This window comes from Limnohabitans sp. JirII-29 (assembly GCF_003063395.1).
GTDB lineage: Bacteria > Pseudomonadota > Gammaproteobacteria > Burkholderiales > Burkholderiaceae_C > Limnohabitans.
In genome coordinates, this window is record NZ_NESB01000014.1 from 34,760 (window position 1) to 49,859 (window position 15,100).

The window sequence follows — 15,100 nt, forward strand, 5'->3', positions numbered from 1 at the left end:
TTACCGCAGGTTGTCATCCAAGCGCAGCGTCTCGCCCCCTTTGGACGTTTGCACCTCAAACACATATTGCCAGCGACCCGGCATGTGAAACAACAAACCAGTGACCTGGAACTGATCCCCACTGCCGCGCGACACCTGGGGCCGGTAGTTCATGCCATGCTTGTGCGCAGGCATCAGCGCATCCACTTTCAGGTCAAACACCACAACGCCGGGTGGCGCACACACCTCTGCTACCAGCCCAAAAGGTTGCCCCACTTTCACGGGAGAGGGCGTGGTGCGAAACGCCACTTGCAATTCACCTGACTGGGCCACTTGTATGTCAGGCCCCTTCTCGCACCCTGCATACGTTGTATTGGCCCAGCACAGCAGTACCAAGCCAAGTGTTGCAACCGCCCGATTGGATGGGGCAATCATGGCTTGACCATCTGGCCAAACAAGGCTTCACCATTTTTGTAGGCAATGCGCTCTGCCACTGGCGGTGGCAAGTCTTGCAACCACTGGCGTGACCAACGCGCATGCTCAGGTACGTACAACCAACGTTCCGGCGTGTAGGTGTCAGTGCCCACCAAAAACCGATCAGGAAACTCCATGAACGCTGCACGCCACTCGGGGTCTACCTTGCCCCCGTTGCCATGATCGCTGCGAAACGCCAAATCGGCCCACAGGTGTTTGTGCTTGCGCAACATCTCGCGCACCTTGGCGGGCGTATCAAAACCCGAATGCGCCCACAGCACCCGCGCATCGGGGTCTTGCTGAAAAATACGTGTGACAGCATCTGCATCTGAATGCGCATGCAAGAACAACTGGTGCTCCTTGGCCAACTGCACCATGCGCCGTGGAATGGGCAAATCCATGTCAGCACCAAAGATATGAAACTCACCAATTGCGGCGTATTTGTAGCGCTTGAGCCGGTCCTCCAGGTGCGCCACCATGGTGTCACTGCGGAACCAAGTGCTGGTTTCGCCGCGATTGCGATAGGGCCGCAATGCAGGAATGATCAAGTCAGGTGCCTGCGCATACAGCCTTTGCGTGCCCTCATCGCTTGAACTTGACACCATGGCACGGCGTACTCCGTTCTTGCGCAGCATGGTCACGATCTCTTCAGGCGAAATCCGCTCCCACGCATCGTGGCTGTAGTGCAGGTGCGCGTCAAAAATCGGCAATGCATCGTTTGCGTGTGCAGAACTGATGGTCAGCAGCAGACTTACAAGAAACCCAATGCGATTCATAAGAAGCTCCTATGCGGGAAAATTGGTGAAGGCAATTTTGTACTGTTCTGTATTTATCTGCTTTGCAATCTGCTGCAAGTAACGGCGTTGATCTGGGTAAATATGGTCAAGGTTGGTGTTCATTGTTCTCGCATCTGAGCCATATGACGATGCCCTGCGTAAACTGACCGAGTGAAAAATACCCGTCCTGTACTGCTCCCTCTCGTATTGGCCCTGTCGGCTTTGTGCGCCCAAGCCGGTCCCCAGCGTGAAGAACCGCTGGCTGACGCAGTGCGCACCGCCTTGAGTGCTGCGGTCACGCAGCAAGGCCCACCTGAACTTGTGCACGCTGACGTGCAGTCTGAGCAAACCTTTGCAGCCTGGCTGGCGCATACCCAAAACGTGTTGCGACAGCGTCTGCGTCCGAGAGGCTCGCCCAGTGCGCGCGCCCAGACAAACGTCGGGCAAAGCTCTGCCACACCCAACCATGAATTGGATGCCGACAGCTTGCAACGCGAGTTTTTGCACACCGTCTGGTACGAGAGCCAGCGTGCAGGACTCGACCCAGCCTGGGTGCTGGGGCTGATTCAGGTGGAAAGCGGATTTCGAAAATTTGCCATCAGCAGGGCGGGCGCGCGTGGCTACATGCAGGTGATGCCGTTTTGGACGCGCGTGCTGTCAGACGGCGACGCCAGTCAGCTGTTCCATGCCCAGGCCAATGTGCGCTTTGGTTGCGTGATCTTGCGCCACTACCTCAACTTGGAGCACGGTGATTTGGCGCTGGCACTGAGCCGCTACAACGGCAGCCGTGGGCAAAGCGCTTACCCCACGGCGGTGCTGTCAGCCAGCAAGGCCTGGCGGCCTCGCTAGCGAGGTGATGTTTTAGCCGTTCAAGGCTTTGGCCAGTTCGCCCGACTCGTACATCTCCATCATGATGTCTGAGCCGCCAATGAACTCGCCCTTGACGTAGAGCTGCGGAATGGTGGGCCAGTTGCTGTATTCCTTGATGCCTTGGCGAATCTCGGCGTCATCCAGCACGTTCACGGTTTTGATGGCTTTGGGCTCAACACCGCAGGCCTTCAAAATTTGAATCGCACGGCCCGAGAAGCCGCACATCGGGAAGCTGGCGCTGCCTTTCATGAACAGCAGCACCTCGTTGCTTTTGACCAGGTCATCAATGCGTTGTTGCACATCACTCATCGTCACTCTCCAAACTAAAACCAGATTATTTCATTGTCGGCCAGCGCCCGCCGGTGCAGCGCAAGATGCCCGCAAGGTCAGGGCGGCTTTGCACCTGTTCAAACCCAGCGTTGAGCAGCAGATCATGTACGGCCAAGGCTTGGTCAAAGCCATGCTCCATCAGCAGCCAGCCGCCGGGGCGAAGGTGTGAGCCCGCTTGTTGCACGATCTGTCGAATGTCGTTCAAGCCGTCGTGGCCAGAAGTGAGGGCTTGCAAGGGTTCGTGCTGTAAGTGCTCTAGGTGCGGGTCGTGGTCCGCCACATACGGTGGGTTAGACACGATGGCGTCAAACTGTGCCTCGCCCAGCGGCGCGCACCACGCGCCTTGGCGCCAAGTGATAGACAGGGCCAGCCGATCGGCATTGGCCTGTGCCACAGCCAGGGCGTCAGCGCTCAGGTCAACCGCCCAGACCTGGGCCTCAGAGCGACTGTGCTTGAGGGCCAGTGCAATCGCGCCACTGCCTGTGCCTAAGTCCACCACTTGGGGTGAGGGAATATCGGCCAAGCAACTCAAGGCCCATTCCACCAGCACCTCGGTGTCCGCGCGGGGGTCGAGCACGCGCGCATCCACTTGCAAAGACAGGCCAAAGAACTCTTTCTGACCGGTGATGTAGGCCAGCGGAACGTGCGCCAGGCGACGCGCTACCTGCGCCTGAAAAGCCAGGTGCGCGAGGGGATCGAGGGTTTCGGTGTCATGGCTGAGTAGCCAAACCCTGTCATGCAAGTCACGGCCCACGCTGTGCAACAACAGCATTTGGGCTTCCAGACGCGTCACGCCTTGTTGTTGAGCCCAGGTGAGGGCGCTTTGAACGTTCGCTGACGTCATGGCGTGCCCGGGTCCAGTGCTTGCAATTGCTCGGCTTCATGGGCGTGCCGCAAGGCCTGCAAGGGCTCAGCCAAGTCACCCTCCATGATCAGGTTGAGCTTGTACAACGTGAGGTTGATGCGGTGGTCCGTCCAGCGTCCCTGGGGAAAGTTGTAGGTGCGAATGCGGTCGCTGCGGTCACCGCTGCCAATCAGGCCTTTGCGCAACGCAGCGTCTTTGGCCGCACGTTCGCTGCGCTCTTTTTCTTGGATGCGCGCTGTCAACACCCGCAGCGCTTGGGCTTTGTTGCTGTGTTGACTGCGTCCGTCTTGGCACTCGGCCACGATGCCGGTGGGCAAGTGGGTGATGCGCACTGCCGAGTCGGTCTTGTTGATGTGCTGGCCACCCGCGCCGCTGGCACGGTAGGTGTCGATGCGCAGATCTGCCGGGTTGATCTTGACCGCTTGCGCCTCATCGGGCTCTGGCATCACCGCCACCGTGCAGGCGCTGGTGTGAATGCGGCCTTGGGTTTCGGTCGCTGGCACACGCTGCACGCGGTGGCCACCCGATTCGAATTTGAGCTGGCCATACACACCGTCTGTGCCGCTGGGGCTTTCCAGTCTCACCACCACTTCTTTGTAGCCGCCCAAGTCGCTGGCCGATTCGCTGACCAGTTCGCTGCGCCAACCTTGACGCTCTGCGTAGCGGGTGTACATGCGCAGCAAATCGGCAGCAAACAGGGCCGACTCATCGCCACCTGTGCCAGCGCGAATTTCTAAAAAAGCGGGGCGTGCATCATCTGGGTCTTTGGGCAGCAGCATGCGCTGCAACTCGGTTTCTAGCTGCGTCAACTCGGCTTGGGCGTGGGTGACTTCTTCTTCTGCCATGGCCCGCATGTCGGGATCATCGGCACCGTCTTGCAGCATTTGTTGCGCCGCGTGCAGGTCAGATTCACGTTGCTGGTAGCGTGCATAACGCCCGGCGGTTGCGGTGACGTCGGTGTGCTCGCGCGACAAGGCGAGGAACTGCGTCATGTCCTTCATGATGTCTTCACGCGACAACAAAAAGTCCAGCTCAGCCAGGCGTTGCGCGTAGCGCTCCAGTTGAGCGCGCAGAAAGGCTTTCATGGCATCAGGCTGCCGTCACCCAAGGCAGGGCAGGCGCACGAACGGGGTGATGAACATGGGGGGTCATGGCTTGCTGCGCAAAAAGAAGCGCTCAATGGCCTGGCGTGCGTGTTCACGTGACGCGACGTCACCTGCATGCAGTTCAGTCATGGCGCCGTGCAGCATTTTTTGGGTCAAACCCCGCGAGAGGGCTTCAAGCACGGCTTCCACGTCATCGCCTTTGGCCAGCAGTTTGCGAGCACGTGCCAGTTCGGCGTCTCGCCACTCGTCGGTTTGGGCGTTGAGTTGCTGAATCAGCGGTACGTTGCTGCGTTGCTCCAGCCAATGGGCGAAGTTTTGTACGCCCACATCGATGATGGCTTCGGCTTGGGCCACCGCTGCTTGGCGGTTGGCTTGGCCGGTTTGCACCACCTCTGACAAATCGTCCACGGTGTAGAGGTAGGCGTCTTCGAGTGACTTGACCTCAGGCTCGATGTCACGTGGCACGGCCAGATCGACCATGAACATGGGGCGGTGCTTGCGCTGGCGCAGGGCCCGCTCGACGGCACCCAAGCCAATCAAAGGCAGGGTGCTGGCGGTGCAGCTGATCACGATGTCAAATTCATGCAACCGCTGAGGCAGGTCAGACAAGCGCATTACCTCGCCGCCAAATTGCAGGGCCAGTTTTTCGCCACGCTCCAGGGTGCGGTTGGCAATGGCCAACGACTTGGGTTGCTTGGCTGCGAAGTGAGTGGCGCACAGCTCAATCATTTCCCCTGCTCCCACAAATAGCACTTTGGTTTGAGCCAAGTCTTCAAACAGCTGCCCTGCCAAACGCACCGCCGCCGCCGCCATGCTGATGGAGTGCGCGCCAATTTCGGTCGAGCTGCGCACCTCTTTGGCCACTGCAAATGAACGTTGAAACAGCTGGTTCAAGGTGGTGCCCAGGGCGCCGGCTTCAGAGGCGGCACGCACCGCGTCTTTCATCTGGCCCAAGATCTGAGGTTCACCCAACACCATCGAATCCAGGCCACTGGCTACGCGAAACGCATGGCGTGCTGCTTCGCTCTCCATCAGTTCATAGGTGTGGCCTTGCAGGGCAGCCATGGGCACGCCGCCCGATTGGGCCAGCCATGCCAGGGTTTGTTGCATTTGGTGGTGCGTGCCTGCCCCGTAAATTTCGGTGCGGTTGCAGGTGGACAAAATGGCCACCTCGCTCTCGCCGCTGAAGGTGTTGCGCAGCGTGGTGAGGCTGGGGCCCATTTGATCGACCGCAAAGGCGAAGCGACCCCGCAGATCCAGCGGGGCTGTGTTGTGATTGAGGCCAAGAGCCCAGACTGCCATAACTGTCGATTATAAAATTTACCGATGGGTCCTTACGAGCAACTCTTCCACGTCCTCAATTTCATGGCACCCGCCTGGTGTTTGGCCCTCCTGTGCGCGCTGTGTGCGCGTGCCATGGTGCGTGTGGGCCTGCCCAAAGCGCCTTGGTCCATGCGTGCGCAAGTGTTAACCAACGGTTTGTTGGGTGTGGCCGTGTTGTTGGGTGGGCTGGCGCTGTGGGGCGTGGACGGCAAGATGGTTACTTGGGGTGCCCTGGTGCTGGTGTCTGCCAGCACCCAATGGCTGATGTGCCAAGCCTGGCGTCGCTGAATGGCGCACAACCCGTAGGGAGATACCCTGCGGTAACATTCAAACCCCTCTCGCGCACCCTCCAAAATGAACGCTCCTACCTCGCTGAACCACTTGCTGTCCATGGCCGAAGAGAGTCCACGGCTGCGCGAAATCCCTTACAACTACACCTCGTTTTCCGACCGCGAAATCGTGCTGCGTCTGCTGGGTGCCGAGGCCTGGGAGTTGCTGCTGCGCTTGCGCCAGGAACGCCGTACCGGACGCTCGGCCCGTATGCTCTACGAGGTGTTGGGTGATATCTGGGTCGTGCAACGCAACCCCTACCTGCAAGACGACTTGCTGGACAACCCCAAGCGTCGCCACCAGCTGGTAGAGGCTTTGCACCATCGTTTGGGTGAAGTGGAGCGTCGCCGCACGCCCAATGAAGACGCGGAACGTGATGCTTCGGTGGGGCAGTTGCTGGTGGCCGCCTCGCGCGCCATTGAAAGCTTCAACGCTCAATTTGAAGCGATTGCCGCTTTGCGCAAAAAAACCGAGCGCTTGCTCAAGAAGCACACCGCCTCTGACAACATCAAATTCGATGGTTTGTCGCGTGTGTCGCATGTGACCGACGCCACCGACTGGCGGGTGGAATACCCCTTCGTGGTGTTGACCCCTGATACAGAGGCCGAAATGGCCAAGATGGTCAAAGACTGTATTGATCTAGGGCTCACCATTGTCCCGCGTGGTGGTGGCACGGGCTACACCGGGGGCGCGATTCCTCTGACCTGGAAGAGCGCGGTCATCAACACCGAAAAGCTCGAAGCCATGTCGTCCGTGGATATGCGTGACTTGCCAGGTGTGGGCCATCCGGTCCCCACCATCTGGACCGAAGCCGGTGTGGTCACGCAGCGCGTGGCCGATGCCGCTGAGCGCGCCGGCTTTGTGTTTGCCGTTGACCCCACCTCCGCTGAGGCCTCGTGCATTGGCGGCAACATCGCCATGAATGCGGGCGGTAAAAAAGCCGTGCTGTGGGGCACCGCACTCGACAACTTGGCCAGCTGGCGCATGGTCACCCCCGATGCGCAGTGGCTCGAAGTCACCCGCGTTGGGCACAACCTGGGCAAGATTCACGACGCTGACATTGCCAGCTTTGACTTGCAGTATTTCGAGGCCGATGGCAAAACCCCGATTCGTCAGGAGCGCTTGGACATTCCGGGACCCTCGTTCCGCAAAGAAGGTCTGGGCAAAGACGTCACTGACAAATTTTTGAGCGGCTTGCCTGGCATTCAAAAAGAAGGGTGCGACGGCCTGATCACCAGCGCCCGCTGGATCTTGCACCGCATGCCCCAGCACACCCGCACGGTGTGCATGGAGTTCTTTGGCAACGCAAAAGACGCAGTGCCAAGCATCGTGGACATCAAAGACTTCATGTTTGCCGAGCAAAAGCGCAGTGGCGTGTTGTTGGCAGGACTGGAACATTTGGATGACCGCTATTTGCGTGCGGTGGGTTATGCCACCAAGAGCAAACGCGGTGGCTTGCCCAAGATGGTGTTGATTGGGGACATCGCCGGTGACGACCCCGATGCGGTGGCGCGCGTCACCTCTGAAGTGGTGCGCTTGGCCAACTCGCGCAGCGGCGAAGGCTTTGTGGCCATCAGCCCCGAAGCGCGTAAAAAATTCTGGTTGGATCGCAAACGCACCGCCGCCATCAGCCGTCACACCAACGCCTTCAAGATCAACGAAGACGTGGTCATTCCGCTGCCCCGTATGGCCGAATACACCGACGGGATCGAGCGCATCAACATCGAACTGTCGTTGCGCAACAAGATTGCCCTGTGCGATGCGCTGGATGAATTCTTTGCCCGTGGCAACCTGCCCTTGGGCAAGTCGGACGATGCGGCGGACATCGCCTCGCCCGAGTTGCTCGAAGACCGCGTCACGCAAGCCCGCTCGCTGATTGCCGAGGTGCGTGGACTGTGGCAGCAGTGGCTGCACGATTGCGACGCGTTGTTCTTGCCCTTGCAAGACCACAGCTTGCGCGCCAGTTGGAAGACCCAGATTCGCGCCGTGTTGCAAAACATCTTCACCGGGGCGGCTTTCTTGCCGATCTTGGAAGAGTGCAACGCCATTCACCAACGCGTGCTCAAAGGGCGCGTGTGGGTAGCCCTGCACATGCACGCCGGTGACGGCAATGTGCACACCAACATCCCCGTCAACAGCGACGACTACGCCATGCTGCAAACCGCCCACGAAGCGGTGGCGCGCATCATGACCTTGGCACGCTCTCTCAATGGCGTGATCTCGGGCGAACACGGCATTGGCATCACCAAGCTGGCGTTTTTGACCGACGCTGAGTTGCAACCCTTTGCCGACTACAAAGCCCGTGTCGACCCCGAAGGACGCTTCAACAAAGGCAAACTGCTGCGCAACAACGACGCTGATGCCAATTTGCGTCACGCTGATTTGAGCCAGGCCTACACCCCGAGCTTTGGCTTGATGGGTCATGAGTCCCTCATCATGCAGCAGTCTGACATTGGGGCCATTGCGGCCAGCGTCAAAGACTGCTTGCGTTGCGGCAAGTGCAAGCCGGTGTGTGCTACCCACGTGCCACGCGCCAATTTGCTCTACAGCCCGCGCAACAAAATTTTGGCCACCTCGCTGTTGGCAGAAGCTTTTCTGTACGAAGAACAAACCCGCCGTGGTGTGTCCATCAAGCACTGGCAAGAGTTTGAAGACGTGGCTGACCACTGCACCGTGTGCCACAAGTGTTTGACACCTTGTCCGGTCAATATTGACTTTGGTGATGTGTCCATGAACATGCGCAACCTGTTGCGCAAGATGGGGCAGCGTTCATTCAGACCTGCTGCTGAATTCCAGTCATGGTTCATTGGTACTGCGAGCCCCAGTGCGATTCGCATTGCACACACATTGACCGATTGGAGTTTCAAAGCGCAGCGCTTGGGCAACCAAGTGTTCCGTGCGCTTGCGCGACAACAAACCAAGGCACCACCGGCCACTGTTGGTGTCGCGCCCATCAAAGAGCAGGTGATTCACTTCATCAACAAAAAAATGCCGGGCGGCTTGCCCAAGAAAACCGCCCGCGCTTTGTTGGACATTGAAGACAAAGACTACGTGCCCATCATCCGCAACCCCAAGACCACCACCTCCGACACCGAGGCTGTGTTCTATTTTCCTGGGTGTGGCTCTGAGCGCTTGTTCAGCCAAGTGGGCTTGGCCACGCAGGCCATGCTCTGGCATGCCGGTGTGCAAACCGTGTTGCCACCCGGCTATTTGTGCTGCGGTTATCCGCAGCGCGGCAGCGGGCAGTTTGACAAGGCTGAAAAAATCATCACCGACAACCGTGTGCTGTTTCACCGTGTAGCTAACACGCTCAACTACCTCGACATCAAAACCGTGGTGGTGAGCTGTGGCACTTGTTACGACCAGTTGCAGGGTTATGAGTTCGACAAAATCTTCCCGGGATGCCGCATCGTCGACATCCACGAGTACTTGCTGGAGAAGAACATCACGTTGCCATCAGGACAGGGTGGGTATCTTTACCACGATCCTTGCCACAGTCCTATGAAGCTGCAAGAACCCATGAAGACTGTCAAGGCGCTGATGGGCGACGATGTGATCAAGAGCGATCGCTGCTGTGGTGAGAGTGGCGGCTTGGCATCATCGCGACCCGATATTTCGACCCAAATCCGCTTTCGCAAAGAAGAAGAGATTCGTAACGGTGAGGCCAGTCTTCGCGCTTCAGGCAGCGTGGGACAAAACGAGAACGTCAAAATCTTGACCTCTTGCCCGAGTTGCCTCATGGGACTCAATCGTTACCAAGACGACCTGCAAAACGGTTTGCTCGAAGCCGACTACATCGTGGTCGAGATGGCGCGCAAGATTTTGGGTGAACAGTGGATGCCCACCTATGTGGCCCAAGCCAATGCCGGTGGCATTGAGCGCGTGTTGGTCTGAGGCGGGAGAACAAACATGGCTGGTTTAGACAAAAACACCCCCACGCCGCAAGACATCACGGTGCATGGGGCCACCCGTGTGCTAGAGGTGAGCTTTTCGGATGGTGCGTCGTTTCGCATTCCGTTTGAACTCATGCGGATCTACAGTCCCTCGGCTGAAGTGCAGGGCCACGGGCCTGGCCAAGAGGTGTTGCAAACCGGCAAGAGCGATGTCACCTTGACCGAGCTGGCGCCGATCGGCAACTATGCTGTGCAACCCACCTTCAGCGATGGCCACGACACGGGTATCTTTTCGTGGGAGTACCTCTACTTTTTGGGCGCCCAGCAAGACCAACTGTGGGCCGATTACGAGCGCCGCTTGGGCGAAGCAGGCGTCACGCGTGATGCCCCAATGCCCGAGGCAGCAGGTCCCGGTTGCGGCCACTCACACTGATAACATTGACAACCATGAGCAGCACCCATTTCGGTTTTAAAACGGTCGACGAAACAGACAAAGCCCGTCATGTGCGTGGCGTGTTTGATTCGGTGGCGTCCAAGTACGACGTCATGAACGACCTCATGTCCATGGGCTTGCACCGTGTCTGGAAGCGCTACACCGTGATGGTGGCTGACTTGCGCGAGGGTCACCAAGTGCTCGACATCGCAGGGGGTACCGGCGACTTGGCCATGGCCTTTGCCAAAGAAGTAGGCAAAACCGGTCGCGTGGTGCACACCGACATCAACGAAGCCATGTTGCGCACTGGGCGTGACCGCTTGCTAGACCACGGGGCGGTCTTGCCCACCTTGGTGTGCGATGCCGAAAAACTGCCTTTCCCAGACAACCACTTTGATGTGGTGAGTGTGGCCTTTGGCTTGCGCAATATGACGCACAAAGATGCGGCACTCAAAGAGATGTGCCGCGTGCTCAAACCCAACGGCAAATTGTTGGTGCTGGAGTTCTCCAAAGTGGCCAAGCCCTTGGAGAAAGCCTACGACTGGTACTCCTTCAACATCTTGCCTAAGCTCGGCAAGTTGGTCGCAGGTGACGATGCCAGTTACCGCTATTTGGCCGAATCAATTCGCATGCACCCTGGTCAAGAGGAATTGAAATCCCTTATGAAACAAAATGGCTTTGGCCATGTGGACTTTCACAACATGAGCGCCGGGGTTGTGGCACTTCATGTTGGAATCAAGTGCTGAGCGCATCCTAATTTTTGGAGACAAGAAAATGAAAATTTGGTCCACGGTGTTGGTCATTGCTTTGGCCCTGACAAGTTTGCAAGCCGATGCTGCCAAGCGTTTGGGCGGTGGTAAATCTGTCGGTCAACAGTCCAACCAAGTCACACAACGTGAAGCGGCCAAGCCTGCCACGCCAACACAAAACGCTGCGCCTGCGGCGACACCTGCCGCACCTGCTGCTCCTGCACCAGTGGCGCAACCCCAACGTAAACCTTGGGGTGCCATGTTGGGTGGTTTAGCTGCTGGTTTGGGTTTGGCTTGGCTCGCGCACTCCATGGGCTTGGGCGCTGAATTTGGGCAGTTCTTGATGTTTGGTTTGATCGCTTTGGTGGTCATGATGGTGATTGGCATGGTCATGCGTCGTCGCCAACCTGCGGTTGCCAACACCAGCCCTTATGCTTTTGAAGGTGCTGGCGCTCCTGTGGAGCCACGCACCATGCCACAGTACAACCCACAAAACGTAGGCAACGATGCCTCGGCTCGCCCGGTGGACACCGACCCCCGTTACACACCAGGTGCCGCAGGTTCTGGTGCCGTCATTGGTTCTGGCTTGGCAGGCAGTCAGACTTGGGGCATTCCGGCCGACTTTGACACCGTGGGTTTTGTGAACGCGGCCAAACAAAACTTTCATACCTTGCAGCAAGCCTGGGACCGTGCCGATGTGAGCACTTTGCGCTCGATGATGACTGACAGCATGGTGGAAGAAATCAAAGCGCAATTGGCCGAGCGCGAAACCACCGCCAGCGGTCAGCCCAACCATACCGAAGTGGTGATGCTGGACGCACAGTTGCTGGGTATTGAAGAGGCGGGCGCCTTCTACATGGCCAGTGTTGAGTTCTCTGGTCTCATCCGTGAAGAGCCTTCTGCGGGCCCCACCCCCTTCCGCGAAGTCTGGAACATGACCAAGCCCAAAGACGGCAGCTTGGGTTGGTTGGTGGCAGGCGTTCAAGCGCTTCAATAACGGGCGTGATTACCCTGCCGTCTGAGTGACGTGCAAATACAAGGAATAATTGGGGACTATGGCCACACAGTCCCCTTTTTCTTGGTTGAGTGACGCCGCAGACAAACTGCGCGCCAACCTTCCCGCAGACTTACCTCAAGCTTTGACGCCCCCTCCTTGGGCGGTGCAAGAGTTGCAACAGCGGGTGGTGTTGTTCTTGAACCATGTGTTGATGCAAGAACCTGCGGCGCGTGAGCGTTTGCAGCGCCAACGCGGTCGCAGCGTGCAACTGCATTGGCGCGATCAAGTGTTTCAATGCCAATTCACCCCAGCAGGCTTGCTGGACGTGGCACCTGCCGAGCAACCTGCCAAAGCACCTGACTTGGTGTTGCGTGTCAGCGAGACCTCTCCTTTTGCGTTGGCCCGTACTGTGCTGCAAGGTGACAAACCAGCGATTCGCATCGAAGGGGATGTGCAACTCGCAGCCGAGGTGAATTGGCTCATCGACCATGTGCGCTGGGATCCGGAAGAAGATTTGGCTCGCCTCATTGACGATGCACCAGCCCACACCTTGGTGCAAACAGGCCGTCGTGCGGTAAGCGCTTTGCGTGACTTTGTGCAACAACGCACCACACCGAAGGCACCGTCATGACACGTTTGTTTCGCGGTGTGTACATCGTCTTTATTGTTTTGCGTTACGGTTTAGACGAAGTGGTGTTGACCAGTTTTCAAACACCCGGTTTGCGCTTGCTGGCGCGCATTGTGTCGGTCGGGCGTGATCTGCGGGCACCGCGCGGTCAGCGTTTGCGTGAAGCGCTGGAGCAACTGGGACCCATTTTTGTGAAGTTTGGCCAGGTGTTGTCTACGCGACGCGATTTGTTGCCCCCAGACATTGCCGACGAGTTGGCTTTGTTGCAAGACCGCGTGCCGCCGTTTCCATCCAGCGTGGCCGTGGCCACCATTGAGCGCGCCTTTGGGCGCCCCTTGGCGGATGTGTTTGTTGAGTTCACCCATCAGCCGGTGGCCAGTGCTTCTATTGCCCAGGTTCACTTTGCTGTCGCCAAAGAGCGCAATGGACAGTTGCGTGATGTAGCGGTCAAGGTGCTGCGCCCCGGCATGCTCACGGTGATCGACAAAGACCTGAGCTTGATGCGCACGATGGCGGGTTGGGTTGATCGCTTGTCGGCGGATGGCAAGCGTTTGAAACCACGTGAGGTGGTGGCTGAGTTTGACAAGTACCTGCACGACGAGTTGGACTTGGTGCGTGAAGCCGCCAATGCCGCGCAACTGCGCCGCAACATGGAAGGCCTCAACCTGGTGTTGATTCCGGAGATGTTGTGGGACTACTGCCACACCGACGTGATCGTGATGGAGCGCATGAATGGCGTGCCCATCAGCCAAGTTGATCGTTTGCGTGAGGCCGGGGTGGACATTCCGAAGCTGGCGCGCGATGGCGTGACCATCTTCTTCACGCAGGTGTTTCGCGATGGGTTCTTCCACGCCGACATGCACCCGGGCAATATTCAAGTCAGCATTGACCCGGCCACTTTTGGGCGCTATGTGTCGCTGGACTTTGGCATCGTGGGCACGCTCACAGAGTTTGACAAAGAGTACTTGGCGCAAAACTTCACCGCTTTCTTCCGGCGTGATTACAAGCGTGTGGCCGAGCTGCACGTGGAGTCGGGCTGGGTGCCCGCAGACACCCGCGTGGACGAATTGGAGTCAGCCATTCGCGCAGTGTGTGAGCCGTACTTTGATCGCCCACTCAAAGAAATTTCTTTGGGCATGGTGTTGATGCGCTTGTTCCAAACCTCGCGTCGTTTCAATGTCGAGATTCAGCCGCAACTCGTGTTGTTGCAAAAAACCTTGCTCAACATCGAAGGCCTGGGTCGACAGCTCGACCCCGAATTGGACTTGTGGAGCACTGCCAAACCATTCCTGGAAAAGTGGATGTTGGAGCAAGTTGGGCCCAAAAAGTTGTGGGACCAACTGGTGGCGGAGGCGCCGCGTTACGCCAAGTTGTTGCCAGAGTTGCCGCGTCTGGTACATGACTTTTTGAAACATCGCCAAAGCGATGCCAACCCCCAATTGCAAACCCTGATCAACGAACAACGTCGCACCAACCGCCTGCTGCAGCGTTTGATGTGGTGTGGTGTGGGTTTTGTGGCTGGCTTGCTGGCCATGCAATTTTTGGTTCGCCTGCATCCGTATTTTTGAGTTTTCAAAAGGAGTTTGACCCGTGTTGCTCACACTCGTCATCGTCTACTTGTTGGTCACCATCGCCATCGGTTTGATGGCCGCCAAGCGGGTGCAAAACTCGGCCGACTTTGCCATTGCAGGGCGTCACTTGCCGCTGGCCATGATTGTGACCACCACCTTTGCCACGTGGTTTGGGTCGGAAACCGTGCTGGGTATTCCCGCCAAGTTTGTCAATGGCGGCTTGCACGGCGTGGTGGAAGACCCCTTCGGCGCAGGTTTTTGTTTGATCTTGGTGGGACTGTTTTTCGCGGGCAAGCTCTACCGCATGACCTTGCTCACCATTAGCGACTACTACCGTGAGCGTTACGGACGCACGGTCGAAGTGGTGTGCTCATTGATCATCATGGTCAGCTACTTGGGCTGGGTGTCGGCACAAGTGACCGCGCTGGGGCTGGTGTTCAACGTCTTGTCCAACGAGGTCATCAGCATTCCTGTGGGCATGGTGATCGGCGTGGTGTCGATCTTGGCCTACACCTTGTTTGGTGGCATGTGGTCGGTGGCTATCACCGACTTCATTCAGATGATCATCTTGGTCGTGGGCTTGTCGATCTTGGCCGTGTTTGCGGCTGACCAAGCCGGGGGCGCTGACAAGGTGGTGGCCCTGGCCATCTGAGTTAGCCCCCTGAAAAACAGTCCCGTTGGTATTCCTTAAACTAACAACTAGGAATACGACTATGGATATGACTATGTCTTCAGCAAGGCCCAATCGGGTTGAGGTGGTCACAAGCGTTCAACGG

At 57.9% G+C, this 15,100-nt stretch carries 14 protein-coding genes and 1 pseudogene; 9 read left to right on the top strand and 6 right to left on the bottom strand.

Going from position 1 to position 15,100, the window contains the following annotated elements; all coding sequences use genetic code 11:
• Window positions 1–414: a hypothetical protein gene (locus tag B9Z39_RS16425; protein WP_100146289.1), complete on the bottom strand. Its 414-nt coding sequence runs from the start codon at window positions 412–414 to the stop codon at window positions 1–3.
• Window positions 411–1,229 carry an amidohydrolase family protein gene (locus B9Z39_RS16430; RefSeq protein ID WP_100146290.1) on the bottom strand — a complete coding sequence of 273 codons (819 nt, stop codon included), beginning with the start codon at window positions 1,227–1,229 and terminating at the stop codon, window positions 411–413. The genes B9Z39_RS16425 and B9Z39_RS16430 overlap by 4 nt, the downstream gene beginning before the upstream one ends.
• A 171-nt stretch (window positions 1,230–1,400) precedes the next feature.
• On the opposite strand from B9Z39_RS16430, the gene B9Z39_RS16435 reads away from it, so the two are divergent.
• Window positions 1,401–2,078: a lytic transglycosylase domain-containing protein gene (locus B9Z39_RS16435; RefSeq protein ID WP_108302652.1), complete on the top strand. Its 678-nt coding sequence runs from the start codon at window positions 1,401–1,403 to the stop codon at window positions 2,076–2,078.
• Between the two features lie 12 nt (window positions 2,079–2,090).
• Here the strand turns inward: B9Z39_RS16435 and grxD are convergent, their stop codons facing one another.
• The 4 genes from grxD to hemA all read right to left on the bottom strand — a co-directional run bounded on the left by grxD (window position 2,091) and on the right by hemA (window position 5,702).
• Window positions 2,091–2,408 carry a Grx4 family monothiol glutaredoxin gene (gene grxD, locus B9Z39_RS16440; protein WP_100146292.1) on the bottom strand — a complete coding sequence of 106 codons (318 nt, stop codon included), beginning with the start codon at window positions 2,406–2,408 and terminating at the stop codon, window positions 2,091–2,093.
• Window positions 2,409–2,433: 25 nt separating this feature from the next.
• Complete coding sequence (prmC, locus tag B9Z39_RS16445) at window positions 2,434–3,273, bottom strand: peptide chain release factor N(5)-glutamine methyltransferase (protein WP_108302654.1); 840 nt, start codon at window positions 3,271–3,273, stop codon at window positions 2,434–2,436.
• Window positions 3,270–4,379: a peptide chain release factor 1 gene (gene prfA, locus B9Z39_RS16450; RefSeq protein ID WP_100146294.1), complete on the bottom strand. Its 1,110-nt coding sequence runs from the start codon at window positions 4,377–4,379 to the stop codon at window positions 3,270–3,272. Before prfA ends, prmC begins: the two co-directional genes overlap by 4 nt.
• A gap of 63 nt (window positions 4,380–4,442) precedes the next feature.
• Window positions 4,443–5,702 (bottom strand): glutamyl-tRNA reductase, encoded by a 1,260-nt coding sequence (gene hemA / locus B9Z39_RS16455; RefSeq protein ID WP_108302656.1) that lies wholly within the window; start codon window positions 5,700–5,702, stop codon window positions 4,443–4,445.
• A gap of 63 nt (window positions 5,703–5,765) precedes the next feature.
• Between hemA and B9Z39_RS16460 the strand changes: the two genes are divergently transcribed.
• From B9Z39_RS16460 to B9Z39_RS16495, 8 genes and pseudogenes are all read left to right on the top strand, one after another.
• The gene (locus B9Z39_RS16460) at window positions 5,766–6,011 is read left to right on the top strand and encodes a hypothetical protein (protein ID WP_233249052.1); all 246 of its coding nucleotides are present in this window, start codon (window positions 5,766–5,768) and stop codon (window positions 6,009–6,011) included.
• A 66-nt stretch (window positions 6,012–6,077) separates the two neighbouring features.
• Entirely contained in the window at window positions 6,078–9,947 is a 3,870-nt protein-coding gene (locus B9Z39_RS16465; RefSeq protein ID WP_108302658.1) for an FAD/FMN-binding oxidoreductase, read from the top strand.
• Between the two features lie 15 nt (window positions 9,948–9,962).
• A complete protein-coding gene (locus tag B9Z39_RS16470) occupies window positions 9,963–10,379 on the top strand; it encodes a gamma-butyrobetaine hydroxylase-like domain-containing protein (RefSeq protein ID WP_108302660.1) in 417 nt (138 codons plus the stop codon).
• Window positions 10,380–10,393: 14 nt separating this feature from the next.
• Entirely contained in the window at window positions 10,394–11,125 is a 732-nt protein-coding gene (gene ubiE / locus B9Z39_RS16475; RefSeq protein ID WP_100146299.1) for a bifunctional demethylmenaquinone methyltransferase/2-methoxy-6-polyprenyl-1,4-benzoquinol methylase UbiE, read from the top strand.
• A 28-nt stretch (window positions 11,126–11,153) separates the two neighbouring features.
• Window positions 11,154–12,125 (top strand): Tim44 domain-containing protein, encoded by a 972-nt coding sequence (locus B9Z39_RS16480; RefSeq protein WP_108302662.1) that lies wholly within the window; start codon window positions 11,154–11,156, stop codon window positions 12,123–12,125.
• 58 nt (window positions 12,126–12,183) lie between these two features.
• Window positions 12,184–12,756, top strand: a complete 573-nt coding sequence (locus B9Z39_RS16485) for a hypothetical protein (RefSeq protein WP_108302664.1) — start codon at window positions 12,184–12,186, stop codon at window positions 12,754–12,756.
• A complete protein-coding gene (ubiB, locus tag B9Z39_RS16490; protein ID WP_108302666.1) occupies window positions 12,753–14,321 on the top strand; it encodes a ubiquinone biosynthesis regulatory protein kinase UbiB in 1,569 nt (522 codons plus the stop codon). The genes B9Z39_RS16485 and ubiB overlap by 4 nt, the downstream gene beginning before the upstream one ends.
• 22 nt (window positions 14,322–14,343) lie before the next feature.
• Window positions 14,344–14,973, top strand: a pseudogene (locus B9Z39_RS16495) (sodium:solute symporter); the annotation flags it as partial.
• Window positions 14,974–15,100 lie beyond the last annotated feature (127 nt).